Here is an 18578-nt window from a genome sequence, read left to right as displayed (position 1 = left end):
GTCATGGTTGCTCGCACGCTCCCGTCCACCGCACCGGTCGGTCACTGGCCGTAGGTATGGCGGAGGTTGCCATTGATCAGCCTGTCGATGCGCTTGCGCAAGCTGCGAACGGCGTCGTCGTCCGGGCGCGGTGGGTCGAGGAGCAATGTCCACCGGAGGTTCGTCCCAGCGCCACCGTCGGCCAGGTCGAATCGAATGAGAGCATCGGGTCTCGCCGGCCAGAGCGACGACCACACGATCAGCGACGGCGGCTCGGACTCGATGACGCGCGGAAGCGTCTCGTCATCGAGCAGGTGCAACCACGGTCGTCTGGTCTCTCGACCCGGATGCGCGAGATCGTCGAAGACCACATGTCGGGGCGGTGGCTGGTTCTTCCGTCGGGTCACGACCTCGTCCATGCACCGAACCGTACGGTGTCGACGGGATCGTGAAAAACAGTTTTCCGAGCACCGGAATGCTTGCCACACTGGACCGATGTGGGGCCCCGATCTCGAGTACGTCGACGAATGGACGTTTCCGCTGCTCCCCGACTCCGGAATGGGTGCGCCCACCCAGATGGTCGACGCGTGTGTCGCGGTGTGGCGCGATCCCCGCACCGACCGGGCAGTAGCGCCGATCGGACTGCTCGCAGCGAGAGAGGGGATGACTGACGTGAGTTCGTACGTACGCCCCACGATCGAGGAGCCGGTGTTCCGCGACTCCGACGGTCGGGTCATCGACTACGGGAACCTGTGGGCCGACTCCCCGCCCGAGAGTGCGTATTCCGTGACCGAACACCTCGAACGCTATGCACCCCTTCACGTCGTCGCCGACGCCCTCATCGAGCACCTGGGCGACACCTACGACGTCGAGTTCGACGAGGGTCCGGAGGCGGTGGCGGACTTGGTTCGGCCGCATCGCGATACGACCCGTGCTGTTCGAATGCGACCGAGCGATTCCGACTGCGCGACACTGACACTGATCTTCACGTCCTACCCCGGGATCGGGATGCACGCTGGTCTGCTGCACGATTTCTACTTCCCGAGCTGCGGGTGCGACGCGTGCGACTCGACCTGGCAGGTCGAAGCCGACGGCCTCGAGCGTCAGGTGTTCGCGGTCGTGAACGGCAACTATCGGGAGAGTGTGAAGCGCGGGCTCCGTCCGATGGTCGGGTACGCATTCACCTTTCCCGACGGCGCGAGCTCGGGGCGGACCGGTTCCGACGGTATCCCCGCAGCACGTCTCGACGCCGCGGACCATATTCTCAGCTCACTTCCTGACGGCTGGGCCGCCTGGCCACCGCGACCGTGATCGCACCAGGCCCATGTGTCGCAGCTCGGTGTGCGGGTACCTGCTGACGGAGGCCGAGAGGACGGGAGGTAGCCGATGGAACTGCGCATCGGCATCTCCGGGTGGCGCTACGCGGGCTGGCGGGGCGACTTCTATCCCGCAGGCCTGGCGCAGCGCCGTGAGCTCGAGTACGCCTCCCGTGCACTGACCTCCATCGAGATCAACGGCTCGTTCTACTCCCTGCAGCGGATGTCGAGTTACCAGCGTTGGCGTGCGGAGACACCCGAGGGTTTCGTGTTCGCAGTGAAGGGTCCTCGCTTCGTCACCCACATGAAGAAGCTTGTCGGAGTGGATGCGGCGCTGGGCAACTTCTTCGCGTCGGGTGTTCTGGCGCTGGGCCCGCGGCTCGGCCCGATCCTGTGGCAGCTGCCGGCCACGTTCCGTTTCGACGCTTCGCGGATGGCCGACTTCTTCGCGCTGTTGCCGCGGTCGACGACGGAGGCCGCTCGGCTGGGGGAGAAGCACGACGACAAGCTCGCCGACGACCGCGTGTTCCTGGACGTCGACGAGGACCGTCCACTGCGCCACTGCCTCGAGGCGCGGCACCCGAGCTTCGACTCAGCGGAGGCGTACGAGCTGATGCGGGCACAGGGCATCGGGTGCGTGGTGGCCGACTCGGCGGGGAAGTTCCCGATGCTCACCGAGGTGACCAGCGACGTGGTCTACGTCCGGCTGCACGGCGACACCGAGCCGTACACGAGTGGGTACTCCGACGAGGCGCTCGGCCGGTGGGCCGAGCGCATCGGTGAGTGGCGCGCTGCGAAGCGAGACGTGTACGTCTACTTCGACAACGACGCGAAGGGCTTCGCGCCGTGGGATGCGTTGCGACTCAGCGAGATGACTCATGCCGCCGGCTCGTCGTCCTCCCACAGATAGTCCTGTGGGTGGTGATAGTGGTTCACCCGGCCCGTCCTCGACGGGTCGATGAGGGCAGGCGGGTGCCACAGAGTGCGCCCGGCGTAGGGATGGCCTGGCGGCGCTGTGGTGGTGGACCATCCGAGTGCTCCGTCATGGACCATTGGATGGTGCATGTCGCACACGAAGGTGAGCGACTCGATGTCGGTGGGCCCGCCGTCCTGCCACTCGTGGATGTGGTGCGCCTGCGTGGCGACGGCGGGGCGATCGCATCCCGGTGCGGTGCATCCGCGGTCTGTGGCCATGAGGACGAGGCGCTGGTCCTCACTGGCGATGCGGCGGGTGCGGCCGAAGTGCAGTGGCCTGCCGTCGTCGTCGCCGAAGACAGCGAGGTAGTGATCGGCGTGCGACCCCATGCGGATGACGTCGCGGATCGGCATGGTGGAACCCGTTGCGGTGGTGGCCAGTCCGGTGCCTCGGATCAGGTCCTCGAGACGGGCGACGATGATGACCTTGACCGGCACACCGCGGTGCTTGCCGAGATCGTCGGAGGACAGTGTGTCGCGTAGTAGCAGCTTGAGGGCGTCGTGCCGTCGTTGCGGTGTGGTCCGGGTGTCGCGCTGGCGGGTCTCGTCGTCCGGTTCTCCGATGACGGGCGCGCGTGTGTCCTCGGGATTGCCCACTCCGAGCGCCGCGTACTTGCTGTTGTAGGCGTCGAAGTACGCCGCGGTCTCGGGATCGAGAACGAACCTGCCGCTGCGCATCCCGTCGCTGTCCTGCTTGCCCATGAAGATGCCGCGCTTGCGGACGCGCTCCGGCGGGAGCTCGAACTCGCCTTCCTCGACGATGTGCGCGGTGATGCGCTCGGCGAGAGCCGTGAGCTCCGCGGGACGCACCTCGCGCGCCGCGTCGGCCAGGTGACGCTCTGCGTGGGCGCGGGTGTCTGCATCCACAGCGGCGGGGAGATTCTTGTCGAACTTCCGGATCACCTTCACATGGGCCGAGTCGATGGCACCGTCGCGCAGCGCCGCGGCGGTGGCGGGCAGCTCGGGTTCCATGACGTCGCCGAGCAGGGTGGTCCTGTTGCCGAGCTGAGCGGCCACGGACAGTCGCGCGACGGCGGCTGCGCGGTCGATGGTCAAGAGTTGAGCCAGCGCATCGGCGTTGTGTGCTCCGGTCTCCTCGAAGCCGCGCTGCTGGACGAGCTCGGCCAGCCACACGTGAGCCTGCGCCTGCCGCGACCGCGTCACCTTCTCGTCCCGCACCAGAAGGGCGAGACGGTCGGCCGTCCCGATGTGCTGAGTGTCGTAGGCCGCGATGCGGCGCGTCAGCTCCTCCTGCGCATCGACGAGCTGGGCGAGAACGGGGTCGCCGATGGAGCCGTCGTCACGACGACCATCCCCTGCGTTCCCCCCCGAAAACATGCCTCACAGTACCGCGACCCACCGACATGAATCGAACGTGTGTTCGATTTGCCTACATGCGCGCAAGTGGGCCGAATCTAGAGAAGGCCGTGGCTGATGCAGAGAAACAGCAACACGAGAAAAGCGACGAAGCTGACACCGACGGAACTGACTTGTCCGAGCGTCGGTTTATCGGGCGCAACAATGCGCGAACGTCGTCTGACCATGCGGAAAGTATGGCCATCCGCTGTTTCTGCTGCAAGTCATCCCGTCATCTCATCCGACTCGTCCTCGGCGTCGAAGAACTCGAAACACGCCTGAACAGGCCGGGTGCGCGGAAGCGTCGTTGACCCCGTCCTCCGATCGAATGACAGGTTCTGTGGTGCGGATCGCGTACCGAAGACGCCCGTGGTGGCGCTTCGAACCCCGCCGAGAAACGTTCTCAATGGTTTCATTGCCATTTATGGTCACATTTCCGGATTTCGGTGTCACACTCGTGCGATGTGGTGGATCGTCTACGGCATCGGCGCCGTCTGGGTTGTCGCAGCCCTGGTCATCGGCGTCGTCATGGGCCGTGCCATTCACAATGCGGACATCGAGGATGGGGCTCGCATCCTGCGCGAGGAGACGCCTCTGAACCGCATTCCCCGGACGCCCGTCACGCTCGAGTAGCGGCCGCCGAAACGGTGTCGCTATGTCCAGCATTGGCGACGTCAGCGGAAACCCGGCACAGCGCGCCCAGCCGCGTCACCGGTCGCGGACCACCACTGCCCCGTCCGTCGGGTTCCACAGGATGCGGCCGGACTCGAAGTCCACGACGCGCTGACCGTCGGGCGTCTCGTACTCCCCGGTGACCGGGAACCCGAGCTCCGGCCGCCACTGATCGAGGATCGCGCCGACGACGGCCCATGTGCCGAAGCGCGGATCGGAGAACACCCGGATCCCGCCGTCGGCCAGCAGGTCCTGGTATCCGTCGTGGAACGGGCCCGCCGGAACGAGCCCAGTGGTGCGTGCGATGTCGGCGACCGCCGGCGGTGAGGTGAGCCAGCCGCTCGCGGTCGAGTACAGACTGCCGTGGGTGTATTGGCGGCCCGAGCCCGCGGGGAGTGCGAAGACCGGGCCCCACGGCTCGCCCAAGTCGGTGGATGCGGCGGCATCGAACTGGTCCGCGATGTCGCGCTGGGGCAGCCCCGCCGCGGCCAGTGCGGCCAACTGTCCGTAGACGGGTTTGGGTACGAAGGCATCGTCGAGCACGCCGAAGCGGGCCTCCGGATCGGGGGACAGGCTGTCGCCGTCACGGACGGTGTAGACGTAGAACGGCCCGCCGTACGGCACCTCACCCCACTGCTGCGCCGACTCCACGATGAGCCGCGCCTGCGTGTCCGCGTCCACGCCGGTGTCGGGTGCGCCGTACTCGGTGATCCAGATGCGTGCCGCCGCATCCCCGTGCGCCACCATCGTCTGCCGCATCCTGATGATCTGCTGCACAGCCGAATTGGGGTACAGGCCGGCGTCGGCGAGGGTGGTGCCGTAGTCGTACGCGTGGTACGAGAGCGCGTGGAACGACCCGGCCGCACCGGCGTCGTACATACCCACGAGGAACTCGTTCGAGTCCATCCGGCCGTCGGTGGTGTCCGTGTTGCCCAGTGCCCCGGCCACGACGACGGCGTCGGGATCGGACGCGGTGACGGCGGTGAAGGCGGACCGCAGCATGGCGGTGTACCGGGCGGGGTCGGGGTTCGGCCAGAAGAACAGTCGGCCGTTCGGCTCGTTCCAGATCTCGTAGGTCGACACCCGCCCGCGATACCGATCGGCGACGACGCCCGCGAACACGCCGTACTCCTGCGGGTTCCGGGGAGCCGCTGCGGCGAGGTCGGAGAACCCGATGGCCGCCCACGCCGGTGTCGTGGTCAGCGTGGCCACCACGTCCAGGCCGGCCGCCCTGGCAGCGTCGACCACCCGATCGGAGGGTCGCCAGTCGTACTGACCCCGAGCAGGTTCGGCGAAGCGCCACGAGACGTCGATACGAACCGATGTCGCCCCCCCGTCGCGGACCGCGGCCATCGTCCGCGAGACGTCCGCGTCGTCGGCCCACAGGATGGACGACCCGGTGGAGTAGCCGAGTACCCGGGGAGGCGCCTGGAGTTCCTCGGGCACGGGCGTCGCACTCCGGTCCCGCGTGCACCCGGCCGCCGCTGCCGCGGCCGCGAGCACGAGGAACCCCCGTCGGTTCACGTGGTACGTCCGGCTCGCCATCGCATCATCGGTCGTTCCACCAGGTAGTACGTCAGCGACCCGAGCGCCACCGTCAGAGACATGACCAGTACGAATCCCCACACGAGACCGAGTGCGGTGGGCGGGATGGGAATCCCCGCACGGCCGACCAGGACCAGAACGGGGTAGTGCCACAGATAGGAGGACAGGGAGACCATGCCGAGATACTTGAGCGGCGCCCAGTCGGTCATCCTCGCGAGGCGGGAGTCCTCGCCGCGGCCGAGAGGCGCGACGATCGCGAGAATGGAGGCGCACGAGGCGATCGCGAACACCGAGGAGATGTAGCGAGATCCGAGCGCGAACAGCAGCATCGAGCCGGACAGCGCCAGGACGGCGATGCTGAGGAGAACCGCCGACAACCGCGACGTCGACAAGCGGGAGAAGGCTCCCCGGGCGATCGCGGCGTAGACGACGGCCGCCACCATGCCCCAGGCGAAGTGGTCGGCGAGAGCGAGGAAGCTGCGCGAGAACACCGCAACCCAGTTCGGTCCCCAGTACTGCTCGAGCGGTGGGAGGCCGCTCGCGTGCTGCAGCCTGCCGACGATGGTGTTGGCGATCAGTCCGAGCGCGATGAGCGCCACCGCGGGGATCAGCGCGGTCACGAGGGGTCGCCGGCCGCCGCGGCCGAACCGGAAGAGCAGGAAGCCCGCGATCGGGAGGACGAGGTAGAAGCCCCACTCGGTGCTCAGCGACCAGGAGGGATTGATTCCGGTCTGCAGAGTGCTGGGGAAGTACGACTGCGTCAGCGTCAGGTGCGCCAGGAGGGGCAGCGGCGCGGTGATGGTGCCGGTGCCGTCGGCGGAATGATCCCAGCCGCTCGTCACGGGATTCACCACGTAGCCGGCGCCCAGGACGAAGTTCACGATCAGGAAGATGACGATGTAGGCGGGAAACACCCGTCGGACGCGGGCGACGAAGTAGCGCTTCGTGTTCGGGAACGCTGCCCCGTCGGCGAAGCGCGTGACGTACGGAAGGTAGAGCAGGAACCCGGACAGCGCGAAGAAGAACGTGAGGGCCTGGCCCAGGAAGTCGATCCGCGTCGACGCGACGATGTTCGGGGTGTGCACCACGGCCACGTGGGCGAGGACGACGCAGATCGCGGCGACACCGCGGGGGCCTTCCAGCCCGGCGATCCAGGCCTTCCGCTGGGTCGGCGGTGCGGTGACGGGAGCGGGAGTATCGGTCACCGTGGAACCTCCTGCAGTCGAGCATGATCGGGTTCGACGGCGCTGTCGTCCGGTGTGGGTGTCGGGTTGACTGTGAGCAGAGCGAGGAAGACCGAGAACACCATCGTGACGATCGGATTGGTGACCACCGGGAAGTCCAGTTGCAGTGCGACGAGCAGGAATCCGATGAAGGCCGCACCGATCACACCGGCCTGCCAGTGCGTCGACGAGCGCATCCGTCGGTACGCGATGACCAGCGCGGCCAGCAGCAGCGCGAGGAACACGACGCCGACGATGATGCCGCCGCGATAGAGCGTCAGCAACGGGGTGTTGGCGACGTAGTTCGCGTTGTAGCCGGCCACCTCGTCGATGAGCTCGAGGGCACCCCACCCGCGCCCGAAGAGCCAATGCCCGTCCATCGACGGAAGGAAGTTCGCGAGTGCGCGGGCCCTGTCGTCGGTTCCGCGGTCGGACGAGCCGAAGCTGGACAGGAACCGCGCGTTGACGGCGGGGATGGCGAGTGCGACAGCCGCGCCCAGCAGCGTGGCCGCCACGACGATCACGCGGGTCCGTGTCCGCAGTCGCTGGAACGCGAGGTACACAGCCAGCGCGACGATCACCGACAGGATGGCCGAGCGCGACAGGGTCGCCATCAGCGCCAGACCGATGACGGCACTCGACACGATGCGGATCCACCCGCGGGTCAACGCCAACGCGAGGGCGAAGCCGAGGAACAGAAAGATGCCCGCCACGTTCGGGTCGATGTAGGTGCCGGCCAACCGACGGATGGACGTGCCGCCCACCTCGAACCAGCGCAGCGTGGTGCCGATGGTCCCGGTGTTCCCGTACCCGATGGGGGACAGGACGGAGATCGCCGTCCCGGTGCGGTCGAAGAACAGGATCAGGAGGGAGGCGCCGCCGCCCACCGCCGCGCCGCACACGTAGGACAGGCCGAAGCGGCGCAGGTCGACCGCATCGAGTCGGAGCAGCGGGAAGATCAGTGACGTCGCCACTGCCCATTTCAGGAACTCGGTGACATGGACTCCGCTGGTGGCACTCTCGGTGACCGAGGCGAACGAGACGAGCAGGAGCAGCGCCACCATCACGTCGAGGCTGCGCACCCGCAGGACAGGGGGCGGGTGGGTGAGCATCGCGGCCCACACCGCGACCGCGAGGAGCAGCACCGCGGGTCCCGCGCCGGGAATCACCGCGAACGGGATGCCACCGAGCGTGAATCCGAGTGCGGCATAAACGAATTTCGGTGAGGCAAGGGTGACCGTCACGCCGACCACCATGCCGATCAGGCCCACCGCGAGCAGCCGGGCGGCGCTGGTGCTCGAGCCGGACAGCAGGCCCACCGCGACGGCCACACCGGCGCCGAGGATGCCCACCAGGAGAGACGCTCTGCGGGGGGTCATGGCGCCAACCACTCCTGCACCGCGCGGTGCGGTGCGCCCTCGTTCCAGCGGTCGGCGTTGGCTCGGTAGAGGGCGTCGCCGTCGGCCACCGCGGCCGAACGGTCGAGCAGGTAGCGCCGGCAGCGCTGCACGAACTCGTGCTTGTCGTCGATACCGTCGATTCCCAGGACGGGTCCGAGCGATCCGACGGCCGCGGTGGTGCCGACGACGGGCATGCCCCGGCTGGCAGCGTCGAGGATCTTCACCCGGACTCCGCCGCCGGTGACGATGGGCGCGACCATGGCGCGGCTGGTCGAGAGGAACGCGTCCAGGTCGTCGACGAAGCCCAGATCCTCCACACCGGGCGGCAGCGGTACGGGCCGGCCGGGTCCGCGCGAGCCGACGATGCGCAGTTCCGCACCGTCGATGCCGCGGGCGATGTCCGGCCACCACGTCAGCAGCCGTTCGAACGCCTCCTGGTTGGGCGACCACTGGCGGTCGCCGAGGAACACCAGTCGAGGGCCGGACTCGCCGATGTCCACCTGCGTCTTCGGGGGCAGTGTCAGATCCAGCCAGTGCGCTCGCCGCACCCCGTGATCGGAGTAGAACTGCGCCTCCTCCGCGTCGTACGTCCCGACGGAGTAGGCCTGCCGCGCGACGCGGAGCTCGTCGCGCACGATGCGGCGCGAGTCGACCCGGCCGAGCACTCCCCGAGTGGCCTTCCACACCAACGTCTCCGACACGACGGTGCTCACCGCGAGGATGGGGTCTCCGTGTCGACGGGTGTGTGCCCGCGAGGAGTGCAGGAAGGCCTCGGCCATGTAACTGTGGTCGGCGACGAAGATGTCGGCGTCCGTGTCGTCCACGGCCTTCACGAGGCTGTCCGACGTGAAGCGCGTGTGCACCAGACTGCGACGGGTGCGCAGGCTCCGGCTCACCAGTTCGGCCGGGCGCGGAGCCGTCTTGGGAATGCGGACGACGTCGGCCTCCGCCACTTCCGGGCGGCCGGAGAGGCACACGACGGCGACGTCGTACGACGACCGGGAGAGCGTGATCACCAGTTTGGCCATCGTCAGATCGCCGGTCGACTCGAACCGGGGATCCTTGGCCAGGAGAAATGCCGCTTTCATCGAGTAGCCCTGTCGTGGAGTGGTTCTCGGATGTAGGACGAGCCGGTGCCGTGCACGGCGCGGTGGTACACGAACAGCAGGGCGGCCTCGCACACGACACAGGCCACGGCCGCGCCGTACCCGCCGAGCGGGCCCACGAGCAACGCCAGTGCCGCGAGCTTCGCCACCGCCACGGCGACGGTGGCTTTCACCCGCAGGGCGTCGCGCTTCTGCACGAACAGCACCACGATGAACGAGTGGTTGATCGCCCGCGCGACCACGAACAGCGAGAGGATCAGCGTGATGTGGCCGGTGTAGTCGGCGCCGCCCCAGAGCAGGATGCCGACGCCGATGACGGCCATCGACCCACCGGTGAGCAGGCCGACCTTGACGACGTCGCGGAGCGCCGGCGCTCCCGACACGTGGCCGCCGGCGGCCCGGATCTTCTCGAGGTAGGTGTTGGCGTAGTTCTGGCCGATGGTCGAGATGGCCAGTGCCGCCACGAGTGCCACGGAGTAGTAGCCCGCGACCTCGTCGCCCGCGACCCACCCGATCACGACGACGTCGCCCTGCGCGTAGAGGGCGGCGGCGAGAGCCTCGAAGGAGAGCAGCGCGAACTCCTTCGGCCCGCCGGGTGCGGCGGGGGTCCGTCCGGGGACGTACCGGAGGCAGGCGGCCGCCACCACGAGGTAGGGGAGCAGGTACAGGGCCGCGGCCGTCGACAGCGACGGTGCCTCCACCGCATACAGATACGTGGCACCGAGGACGATGCTCGTGATCTGCCGGACCGCGTCGAAGCGCATGGCGACGTCGGGACGCCCCTCGCGGAGCAGGTGGCTCTTCCAGGTGTTGAACAGCAGCTCGCCCGCCGCGACGATCACGGCGAAACCCACGACGAACGACGCGGTGAACGCGGCGACACCGACCACCGCCACCACCGAGCCGAACAGCACGCGGGCGCAGCGTTCCCGCTCGTATCTGGCCTCGTCGAGTCGGAGGGAGCGGACGTAGAACGCGTTGTCGATGCCGGCGTTCACGATGGCAGCCGTCGCCACCGCGACGGCGTACTGCCCGTAGGAGCCGATGCCGAGGGTGTGGATGAGGGCGAACGTCCAGCCGAGCCCGACGAGCCGGCCGCTGTAGTTCCAGAACGACGCCACCCCCGTGCGGAGGAGATGGCTGTCGAGCGCTCTCATCGCACCGAGTACTCGGCGGCGTCGACGCTCGCCCCGGCGGACCACGCGTCGAGGAAGACGGCCGCACAGTGGGTCATGGCATCGGCTCGCCGTACCGCGTCGACCTGGCGGGTGAGGTCGTCGAGCCGGGCCCCGTCGCGCACCACGTCGAGGACCGCGGCGGCGAGATCGTCGACGCTGTCGACTCCCACGGCGCCTCCGCGCTCCACCGTCTCGGCGAGCGCTCCCTCGGTGATGCAGACGATGGGTGTTCCGTACGCGAACGATCGGGTGACGGCGCTCGAGGCGGGATAGGCCTTGCCGTACGGATTGTGCTTGGAGTACGGCACCAGCAGCAGTCGGATCGACTCGAAGAAGCGGTCCTCGTCGGGACCATTGACCTCGCCCACGAGGGTCACACCGTCCATCGCCGGCAGTGCCGCCGTTCCTCGTCCGGCGGCGCGGATGTCGATGTCGACGTCCAGTTCCTCGCGCAGACGGCCGATGAGATCGAAGCCTTTGCCGCGGTAGACGTGGCCGAACAATCCGACTGCGAGTGGACGCTCCGCGGGCGGAGTGAGGTCGGGGCGGGCCGGCACGAAGATGCGTGCCGCGACCGGGTGTGACCGGGGAAAGGTGCGACGGATGCTGTCGGCGCCCATCGTCGTGAGGGCGAAGACGGTGCGCCCCCGCAGTACTCGACGTTGCAGCGCGGTGGTGACGATCCGGAACGGGTAGTGGACGGCGTGGTGCAGGAGGCGGTGGCGCCCGACCGACTTGGTCTTGAACGGCCACCACACCGGGTACGGCGGATCGTGCACCGTGGCCGTGACGGTCACCCCGCGCAGCAGCGATGCCCAGAACACCGACAGCGACCCGCCGCTCTGCTCGAAGTGGACGAGGGTGGGGCCTTGCGCCGACGATGCCTTCACCAGCGCGCGGATCCGTCTCGCATGGGCGAGTACCTCGCGCGCCGTCTCCGCGCCCTCTGTCTCGATGCGGTAGTCGACGACGTCGAGGAAGTGCGGGGCGACCTCGGCGAGGAAATCGTCGGCGTAGTCGCCGACGCCGCTGCGGCCGGCAGCAGGCGCGACGTAGACCAGCCGTGTACGGGCGAGATCCACCACGTCGGGTCCCATCAGTAGAGGAGTGGGCGGAAGGTGGGGTGGTAGTCCAACGCGGACGTGCGCTTGCCCAGCGCCGTGGCGGGGACGCCGGCGGCGATCTCCATCTCGCCCACGTCGCGGCGGACCAGAGACGCGGCACCGATCACGGCGCCGGCGCCGATCTCCACGTCCCTCAGCACCGTGGCGCGGCTCGCGATCCACGCGTGGTGTCCCACGTGCACCGGCCCGAGGCGGACACCGAAATCGTCACTGTCGACGTCGTGGTCCCCGGTGATGATGTGGACGTCGGACGCGATCACCACGTCGTCGTCGATGAGGAGACCCCCGCGGGCGTCCAGCAGCACGGACGATCCGATAGAGACGTTGTTGCCGATCACCAGCCGTCGGAGCCCGAACGTCGTGGAACCCAGCATGATCGACGAGCCCGTGCCGATGGTGGCGCCGAAGAAGCGGAGCCACCCCTGGCGGAGCGTGTGCGACGGGATGTGGGTGATCAGGAAGTTGAAGACGCGCTCACCCAGTTGTTCCTTGCGCGTGCTCGAGTAGGGCGCGGAGTTCACTGGGCACCGGCCGCACGCTTGGACTGATCGTCGACGTCGTGCCGCACCATCATGCGGACCAACTCGTCGAAGCCGACCTTGGGGCGCCAGCCGAGCGTCTCCCGTGCCTTCGTGGAATCGCCGATGAGTTCGTCCACCTCGGCCGGTCGCATGAAGGCCGGATCGATGTGCACCCGCTCGCTCCAGTCGGAGATGCCGATCTCGTCGAACGCGATGTCGAGCAGTTCGCGGATCGAGTGCGTCTCACCGGTGGAGATGACGTAATCGTCGGCGTGGTCGTGCTGCAGCATCAACCACATCGCCTCGACGTAGTCGCCGGCGAAGCCCCAGTCGCGCTTGGCGTCCAGGTTTCCCAGTGCGATCTCGTCCTGCAGGCCCAATGTGATGCGAGCGACGGCCTGCGACACCTTTCTGGTGACGAATTCCGGTCCACGGCGCGGTGATTCATGATTGAACAAGACGCCGGAGCTGGCATGCATGCCGTAGGACTCGCGGTAGTTGATCGTCATGTAGTGGCCGTACACCTTGGCGACGCCGTAGGGCGAGCGCGGCCAGAGAAGCGTCTTCTCGGTCTGCGGTACTTCCTGCACCTTGCCGAACATCTCGGAACTCGATGCCTGGTAGAACCGCACGTCGCGGCCGGAGCTGTCCTGGAAGAAGCGCACCGCCTCGAGGATGTTCAGCACACCGCCGCCGGTGACGTCACTGGTGAGCCGGGCGTTCTCCCACGAGTACGCGACGAAGGAGATGGCGCCGAGGTTGTAGACCTCGTCGGGCTTCGCATGGGCGACGGCGCGAATGAGGCTCACCAGATCGAGCAGGTTGCCGCTGATGATCTCGACGTACGGGTGTGTGACGCGGAGCAGATCTGCCTTGGGATTGTTCTGTCCGGCCACCAGGCCGAACACGTCGTACCCCTTCTCGTGCAGCAGTTCGGCGAGGTACATGCCGTCCTGCCCGGTGATTCCTGTGATGAGAGCTCGCTTGGTCAAGACACACCATCGCTTCCGTCAGTCGAGCTCGAGTGTCCGAAACGCCGAACTCCGTCGCGTCGTGCTCATGTACGTCCCCGTAAACGGGGCCATTTCCGGGTATCGCCGTTTCATTCTGTCAGTGCGACTGCGCGAGCGGATGACCATTCTGTGACACCCATGTTGCCCTGCGCTTTTCACTGATCATCCGCATACTATGAGCAATCATTCCCGGCCACAATCGCTGGGTATCTTCCGCGGGGAGAACGGGTCATGGACATACGGGAGTATTTCTCGGCCTGGCGGAGACACTGGGTCACCATCGTGCTGTGCACCGTGCTCGCGGTCGGTGCTGCCGGCGCGGTGTCGGCCCTGTCGCAACCGACCTACGTGGCGACGGCGCGACTCTTCATCTCGACCACCGGTGCGGGCTCCATCAGCGACGCGTATCAGGGCAGCCTGTTCTCCACCGGTCGCGTCGCGTCGTACGCGGGGCTCGCGGTGGGCAAGCAGGTGGCCGAGCGCGCGATCGACGAACTGGGTCTGAACGTTCCTCCGGAGAGCGTGATGTCGAGAGTCACCGCCGCGGCCGTCACGGGATCGGTTCTGCTGGACGTCACGGCCAGCGACTCCGACGCGGCCGCTGCTCGAGACCTGGCCAATGCGGTGGCGTCCCAGACGAGCCAGCTCGTGCAGGAGTTGGAGACGGCGCAGGCGGGGCAACTGCCGGCGGCCACCGCCACCGTGGCCGATTTCGCCGACCTCCCCGTCGCTCCCTCGAGTCCCCGCTGGGGCCGCAACCTGGTATTCGGCCTGTTCGGAGGGTTGATCCTCGGTCTCGCGACGGCGGTGGGTCGCTCGGCCCTCGACTCGACCGTGCACACCGACGACGACATCGCGGCCGGCGCCGCCGGGCCCGTGCTCGGCGTCGTTCCCCGCCAGAACGACGCGATGGCCGACTCCCTGCTTCTCGGCTCGTCGTTCCCGACGGCGGAGGAAGCATTCCGCGAGATCCGCACAGCGATCCTCGCGCTCAGAACGGGCACACCGCCGCGGACCATCGTGGTGGCGGCGCCGACGGTGGGGACCGGATCGACGACGGTGGCGGCAGGACTGGCGGCTGCACTGGCGGACACCGGCAGATCGGTGGCCCTCATCGACGCCGACTTCCGCGGCGGGAGGCTCCCAACCCTGTTCGGTATCGGGGGAGTGCCGGGGCTGAGCGAGTTGCTGCGCGGCAAGGCCACACTCGACGACGCCGTGGTGCCCACCGACCGCGACAACCTCAGCATCATCGGTACCGGCGTCGCCACCGAGTCGTCGAGCGCCCTGTTCGGCCGCGTGACGATGAACGAGATGGTCAAGCAACTTCACGAGTACTTCGAGTTCGTCATCATCGACGCACCGCCGGTGCTGTGCTCGGCCGACGCGGCCGTCCTCGCGGGAGTCGCGGACGGCGTCCTGCTGGTGGCGCTTCTGGGGTCGACCACCTCGGCGGATCTGACGCACTCGGTGGGGAAGTTGGGACTGTCCGGCGCGAGTGTCCTGGGGTGCGTGGCCACCAGCCACCGTCGGCGCAGGCAGCACGACGCACCTCAGGTGAGGCGCGGGCTCCGTACCGGGTGATAGTCGAGCGCCGCGTCGCGTGTCCCGATGGGACGAGCAGGGACACCCGCGACGACGGTCCTCGGCGCCACGTCGTCGCGCACGAGCGACGCGGCTCCCACCACTGCACCGGCTCCGATGCGCACGCCGACCACCACCATCGACCGGCTGGCGATCCAGGCGTGGTGTCCGATGACGATGGGGCAGTAGGTGGTGCCGAAATCGTCCGAGTCGACGACGTGCTGGCCGCTGATCATCTGCACGTGCGTGTCGATCTCCACGTCGTCGTGGATGGTGAGCTGCCCCCGCGCGTCGAGCAGGCAGCCTGCACCGATGGCGCAGTGCGCACCGATGACAAGGGAGCGCAGCCCCAGCACTCGGGTGCCCATCCTGATGGTCGTGCCCTCGCCGATGGTGGCCCCGAACAGCCGCAACCAGCTCACGCGAAGCGTGCGTGACGGGATTCGGGTGATCACCACGTTGTAGAGCCGCTCACCGGCCTGCTCCCGAGCGCCCGTCTGCACGCGGGAGACCCACTGCTTGCGCGAATCGTCCGTCGAGACCGGTGCCGCCATGCCGACAACTATGGCACGAAAATGGACGGATCGTCGTGGTCCGTCAGCGTGCGTCCGCAGCCTCGAAACAGTCACGACGCCGCTTTCTGCCCGGTTTCAGCGCCCTTATGAGTAAAGTAGCCTCGCCTTTTCCATTGTAAGAACGCGAGCGACGCGAACAAACATTGTTCGGAGTGCGAAGAATGGTTCTGGGCGTTATGTTTCGTCTGCACGCGGGTGGGGAGCGTCGTGCCACCCACGACCGAGAAGGTGCGAGATGAAGATCGTGCATGTGTCGGAAGCGTTCGGCGGCGGGCTGCGGAGCGCCATCGTGAACTACGTCCGCGGCGCCGACGCCCACGAGCACCATCTGTTCGTTCGCACGCGCGTGGGGCACGAGACGTTCGACGTGCCGGAGACGGCGACCGTCCAGACGTTCGACGGCGACCTCATGGCGTTCCTCCGTGACGCACGAAGATTCATCCTGGACAACGACTTCGACATCGTGCACCTGCACTCGAGCTACGCGGGGCTGCTCCGCGCGATGCTCCCCAAGGGCACCCGCATCGTCTACTCCCCGCACTGCTACGCCATGGAGGAGGGCCACCCGCCCGCGAAGCGCCTCACGTACTGGGCGGTGGAACGCTTCCTCGCCGGCCGCGAGCAGATGCTGATGGCCGTGAGTCCTCGCGAACTGGCCATCGGGCACGATCTGCGCCCGAGCATGCCGAGCCGCGAAGTGCCCAACACCGCTACCCCCATGTCCCTCGTCGTGGAGCGCCCGCCCGCGTCGGACCGCCCGTTGGTGGCAATGCTCGGACGGATTGCCGACCAGAAGGACCCGCGTTTCTTCGCCGAGGTGGCCGAGGTGGTGGGCCCGTCGTGCGAGTTCGTGTGGATCGGGTCGGGTGACGAGGGGCGCGAGTGCCTCGAGCGAGCGGGAGTCCGCATCACGGGATGGATCGAGCCGGCCGAGGTTCGTCGTCTGGTCCAGACCGCGAGCCTCTACCTCCACACCGCTGCGTGGGAAGGTGCTCCGCTGTCCACTCTCGAGGCGGCCGAGATGGGATGCCCGATTCTCAGCCGCTCGATTCCCAGCATGGTGTCGCTCAACTACCCCTTGGCCGGCACCACCCCGGTGGAGATGGCGATCGCCGTCCGGCGGTTCTTCGCCGACCTCGACTACCAGGAACTCGTGAGAGCGCAGTCGGTGGAGGTGGCGAAGTCCTTCGACTTCGCGCTGATGGCCGGGCGGTTGACCGAGGCGTACGACTTCGCCCGTTCACGCCTGGGCAACACTGCGAACGTGGCTGGGGATCGAGGCACGCGGGACGGCATACTGACCGCATGAGCACCGGCCCTACCGACGTGGAGCTCGACGACACCGCACCCGTAGCGCTGATCACCGGAGTGGGTGGTCAGGACGGCACCTACCTGGCCGAGCTGCTGGTGTCGAAAGGGTGGCAGGTCCACGGCATCACGCGCCCGAACGACGACGGACCGCCGTTCCTGCAGTACCTCGACGGCGTGACCGTGCGATACCAGGACGTCGCCGACCCGATCGCGACGACGACGGCGGTGCAGGAGATCGCGCCCGACTACGTCTTTCACCTGGCCGGCATCTCGTCCGTGTGGAAGTCGTGGCAGGACCCGGTGACCACCGCGCGAGTCAACGGAGTCTCCGCGGCTGCGCTGCTCGACGCCTGCCTGCAGCAGCAGGAGAAGTCGGGGAAGAAGGTGATGGTGGTCAACGCCTCGTCCGCCGAGATCTTCGCCGGATCGACCGAGTCACCGCAGACCGAGGACACCCCGATCAGGCCCACGTCGCCGTACGGCGCATCCAAAGCGTTCTCGCACAACCTTGTTCAGGTCTACCGAGCCCGTGGTCTCGAGGGGACCAACGCGATTCTGTACAACCACGAGTCGCCTCGTCGACCGACCACCTTCGTCACCCGCAAGATCACCGCGGCCGTCGCCGCCATCGCGGCCGGCAAACAGGACACCCTGACACTCGGCGACACGAGCATCCGGCGCGACTGGGGCTGGGCCCCGGACTATGTCGACGCGATGTACAGGATGGCGATGCACGGGAAGGGTGACGACTTCATCGTGGCGACGGGGGAGGCGAGGTCGATCATGGATTTCGTTGGCGCTGCCTTCGACGCCTCGGGTGTCACTGAGTGGGAACACAGGGTTACGTCAGATAAGGACCTTCTCCGACCGGCGGATGCTGCGGGAGCCGTGGGCAACGCATCGAAACTCCGAACAATGCTCGGGTGGGCACCGTCCCGTGATTTCGACGCAATCGTCTCCGCAATGGTTCTGGATGACATGCAGTGGGCGACAAGCGCGTAGCCCTGTGTGATCAGAGCGTCCGTTCGCCGGCCGATGCGTAGGCCGCTTCGGTCGCGGCTTTCTGCGGCGCCCACCAGGATTCGTTGTCGCGGTACCAGTCGATGGTGGCGGCGAGTCCGCTGCGGAAGTCGGAGTAGCGGGGTGTCCAGCCGAGTTCGGTGCGCAGGCGGGTGCTGTCGATGGCGTAGCGCAGGTCGTGGCCGGGGCGGTCGGTGACGAAGTCGAAGTCGGCCTTGTCGTGGCCGCAGAGTTCGAGGATGGTCTCGACGACGGTGCGGTTGTCGACCTCGCCGTCGGCGCCGATGAGGTAGGTCTGGCCGAGGGCGCCCTTGTCGATGATGGTCCAGACGGCGGTGTTGTGGTCCTCGACGTGGATCCAGTCGCGGACGTTGAGTCCGGCGCCGTAGAGCTTGGGGCGGATGCCGGTGAGGACGCCGGTGATCTGGCGGGGGATGAACTTCTCGACGTGCTGGTAGGGGCCGTAGTTGTTGGAGCAGTTGGAGATGGTGGCGCGGACGCCGAAGGATCGGGTCCAGGCTCGCACCAGCAGGTCGCTGGAGGCCTTGGTGGAGGAGTACGGCGAGGAGGGGTTGTAGGGGGTGTTCTCGGTGAACCGGGCGGGGTCGTCCAGCTCGAGGTCGCCGTAGACCTCGTCGGTGGAGATGTGGTGGTAGCGGACGTCGTGGGTGCGGACCGCT

General features: G+C 67.6%; 18 protein-coding genes. 6 read left to right on the top strand and 12 right to left on the bottom strand.

Translation table 11 applies throughout. The annotated features are described in order from the left end of the window. Positions 1-41: 41 nt before the first annotated feature. The gene (locus BR07_RS0116360; protein ID WP_027506360.1) at positions 42-398 is read right to left on the bottom strand and encodes an SRPBCC family protein; all 357 of its coding nucleotides are present in this window, start codon (positions 396-398) and stop codon (positions 42-44) included. A gap of 76 nt (positions 399-474) precedes the next feature. Here BR07_RS0116360 and BR07_RS0116355 point away from each other — a divergent pair, with 76 nt between their 5' ends. Then, complete coding sequence (locus tag BR07_RS0116355) at positions 475-1290, top strand: DUF6226 family protein (RefSeq protein WP_197027818.1); 816 nt, start codon at positions 475-477, stop codon at positions 1288-1290. 75 nt (positions 1291-1365) lie between these two features. Continuing rightward, entirely contained in the window at positions 1366-2205 is an 840-nt protein-coding gene (locus BR07_RS25055; protein ID WP_051613489.1) for a DUF72 domain-containing protein, read from the top strand. Here the strand turns inward: BR07_RS25055 and BR07_RS0116345 are convergent. Continuing rightward, complete coding sequence (locus tag BR07_RS0116345) at positions 2172-3608, bottom strand: HNH endonuclease signature motif containing protein (protein ID WP_051613488.1); 1437 nt, start codon at positions 3606-3608, stop codon at positions 2172-2174. The genes BR07_RS25055 and BR07_RS0116345 overlap by 34 nt on opposite strands. Positions 3609-4088: 480 nt before the next feature. Here BR07_RS0116345 and BR07_RS27030 point away from each other — a divergent pair, with 480 nt between their 5' ends. Next, positions 4089-4259 carry a hypothetical protein gene (locus BR07_RS27030; RefSeq protein WP_155957067.1) on the top strand — a complete coding sequence of 57 codons (171 nt, stop codon included), beginning with the start codon at positions 4089-4091 and terminating at the stop codon, positions 4257-4259. 75 nt (positions 4260-4334) lie between these two features. Here BR07_RS27030 and BR07_RS25050 read toward each other — a convergent pair whose 3' ends face one another. The 8 genes from BR07_RS25050 to BR07_RS0116300 are packed head-to-tail and all read right to left on the bottom strand — an operon-like array spanning position 4335 to position 13387. Next, the gene (locus BR07_RS25050) at positions 4335-5843 is read right to left on the bottom strand and encodes a cellulase family glycosylhydrolase (protein ID WP_051613487.1); all 1509 of its coding nucleotides are present in this window, start codon (positions 5841-5843) and stop codon (positions 4335-4337) included. Then, positions 5819-7048, bottom strand: a complete 1230-nt coding sequence (locus BR07_RS26670; RefSeq protein WP_027506357.1) for an acyltransferase family protein — start codon at positions 7046-7048, stop codon at positions 5819-5821. The genes BR07_RS25050 and BR07_RS26670 overlap by 25 nt, the downstream gene beginning before the upstream one ends. Next, positions 7045-8445: an O-antigen ligase family protein gene (locus BR07_RS27025; protein ID WP_155957065.1), complete on the bottom strand. Its 1401-nt coding sequence runs from the start codon at positions 8443-8445 to the stop codon at positions 7045-7047. Before BR07_RS27025 ends, BR07_RS26670 begins: the two co-directional genes overlap by 4 nt. Further along, positions 8442-9554 (bottom strand): glycosyltransferase, encoded by a 1113-nt coding sequence (locus BR07_RS0116320; RefSeq protein WP_027506356.1) that lies wholly within the window; start codon positions 9552-9554, stop codon positions 8442-8444. The genes BR07_RS27025 and BR07_RS0116320 overlap by 4 nt, the downstream gene beginning before the upstream one ends. Then, entirely contained in the window at positions 9551-10729 is a 1179-nt protein-coding gene (locus BR07_RS25040) for a lipopolysaccharide biosynthesis protein (RefSeq protein WP_155957064.1), read from the bottom strand. The genes BR07_RS0116320 and BR07_RS25040 overlap by 4 nt, the downstream gene beginning before the upstream one ends. After that, a complete protein-coding gene (locus BR07_RS25035; protein ID WP_051613484.1) occupies positions 10726-11847 on the bottom strand; it encodes a glycosyltransferase family 1 protein in 1122 nt (373 codons plus the stop codon). Before BR07_RS25035 ends, BR07_RS25040 begins: the two co-directional genes overlap by 4 nt. After that, entirely contained in the window at positions 11847-12395 is a 549-nt protein-coding gene (locus BR07_RS25030; protein WP_051613483.1) for an acyltransferase, read from the bottom strand. The genes BR07_RS25035 and BR07_RS25030 overlap by 1 nt, the downstream gene beginning before the upstream one ends. Further along, positions 12392-13387 carry a GDP-mannose 4,6-dehydratase gene (locus tag BR07_RS0116300; RefSeq protein ID WP_027506355.1) on the bottom strand — a complete coding sequence of 332 codons (996 nt, stop codon included), beginning with the start codon at positions 13385-13387 and terminating at the stop codon, positions 12392-12394. Before BR07_RS0116300 ends, BR07_RS25030 begins: the two co-directional genes overlap by 4 nt. 252 nt (positions 13388-13639) lie before the next feature. On the opposite strand from BR07_RS0116300, the gene BR07_RS25025 reads away from it, so the two are divergent. Continuing rightward, the gene (locus BR07_RS25025; RefSeq protein ID WP_051613482.1) at positions 13640-14992 is read left to right on the top strand and encodes a polysaccharide biosynthesis tyrosine autokinase; all 1353 of its coding nucleotides are present in this window, start codon (positions 13640-13642) and stop codon (positions 14990-14992) included. On the opposite strand, the gene BR07_RS25020 is transcribed toward BR07_RS25025, so the two are convergent. Continuing rightward, positions 14962-15546: an acyltransferase gene (locus BR07_RS25020; protein ID WP_231476409.1), complete on the bottom strand. Its 585-nt coding sequence runs from the start codon at positions 15544-15546 to the stop codon at positions 14962-14964. The two genes, BR07_RS25025 and BR07_RS25020, sit on opposite strands and share 31 nt — an antisense overlap. A gap of 256 nt (positions 15547-15802) precedes the next feature. Here BR07_RS25020 and BR07_RS25015 point away from each other — a divergent pair, with 256 nt between their 5' ends. After that, positions 15803-16876, top strand: coding sequence for a glycosyltransferase (locus BR07_RS25015; protein ID WP_051613481.1), 1074 nt, complete (start codon positions 15803-15805; stop codon positions 16874-16876). Further along, on the top strand, positions 16873-17880 hold the full coding sequence (locus tag BR07_RS0116280) for a GDP-mannose 4,6-dehydratase (protein WP_051613480.1): 1008 nt from the start codon (positions 16873-16875) through the stop codon (positions 17878-17880). Before BR07_RS25015 ends, BR07_RS0116280 begins: the two co-directional genes overlap by 4 nt. Positions 17881-17890: 10 nt before the next feature. Here BR07_RS0116280 and BR07_RS0116275 read toward each other — a convergent pair. Next, positions 17891-18578 (bottom strand): dTDP-glucose 4,6-dehydratase (locus tag BR07_RS0116275; RefSeq protein ID WP_027506353.1); only part of this gene is annotated, 688 nt, incomplete at its 5' end.

Origin of the sequence: Rhodococcus sp. UNC23MFCrub1.1, from assembly GCF_000686025.1 — a bacterium.
Taxonomy (GTDB): Bacteria; Actinomycetota; Actinomycetes; order Mycobacteriales; family Mycobacteriaceae; genus Rhodococcoides.
The sequence above is the reverse complement of the archived record's forward strand: the minus strand, read 5'-3'. Positions and strand labels throughout refer to the sequence as shown.

Excerpts from the sequence above, each read along its gene's own strand:
- BR07_RS27030 (WP_155957067.1), top strand. The coding sequence starts at position 4,089 with ATGTGGTGGATCGTCTACGGCATCGGCGCCGTCTGGGTTGTCGCAGCC.
- BR07_RS25040 (WP_155957064.1), bottom strand. The coding sequence starts at position 10,729 with ATGAGAGCGCTCGACAGCCATCTCCTCCGCACGGGGGTGGCGTCGTTC.
- BR07_RS0116345 (WP_051613488.1), bottom strand. The coding sequence starts at position 3,608 with ATGTTTTCGGGGGGGAACGCAGGGGATGGTCGTCGTGACGACGGCTCC.
- BR07_RS25035 (WP_051613484.1), bottom strand. The coding sequence starts at position 11,847 with ATGGGACCCGACGTGGTGGATCTCGCCCGTACACGGCTGGTCTACGTC.
- BR07_RS27025 (WP_155957065.1), bottom strand. The coding sequence starts at position 8,445 with ATGACCCCCCGCAGAGCGTCTCTCCTGGTGGGCATCCTCGGCGCCGGT.
- BR07_RS25015 (WP_051613481.1), top strand. The coding sequence starts at position 15,803 with ATGAAGATCGTGCATGTGTCGGAAGCGTTCGGCGGCGGGCTGCGGAGC.
- BR07_RS25020 (WP_231476409.1), bottom strand. The coding sequence starts at position 15,546 with ATGGCGGCACCGGTCTCGACGGACGATTCGCGCAAGCAGTGGGTCTCC.
- BR07_RS0116360 (WP_027506360.1), bottom strand. The coding sequence starts at position 398 with ATGGACGAGGTCGTGACCCGACGGAAGAACCAGCCACCGCCCCGACAT.
- BR07_RS0116355 (WP_197027818.1), top strand. The coding sequence starts at position 475 with ATGTGGGGCCCCGATCTCGAGTACGTCGACGAATGGACGTTTCCGCTG.
- BR07_RS25055 (WP_051613489.1), top strand. The coding sequence starts at position 1,366 with ATGGAACTGCGCATCGGCATCTCCGGGTGGCGCTACGCGGGCTGGCGG.
- BR07_RS0116320 (WP_027506356.1), bottom strand. The coding sequence starts at position 9,554 with ATGAAAGCGGCATTTCTCCTGGCCAAGGATCCCCGGTTCGAGTCGACC.
- BR07_RS25025 (WP_051613482.1), top strand. The coding sequence starts at position 13,640 with ATGGACATACGGGAGTATTTCTCGGCCTGGCGGAGACACTGGGTCACC.
- BR07_RS0116280 (WP_051613480.1), top strand. The coding sequence starts at position 16,873 with ATGAGCACCGGCCCTACCGACGTGGAGCTCGACGACACCGCACCCGTA.
- BR07_RS25050 (WP_051613487.1), bottom strand. The coding sequence starts at position 5,843 with ATGGCGAGCCGGACGTACCACGTGAACCGACGGGGGTTCCTCGTGCTC.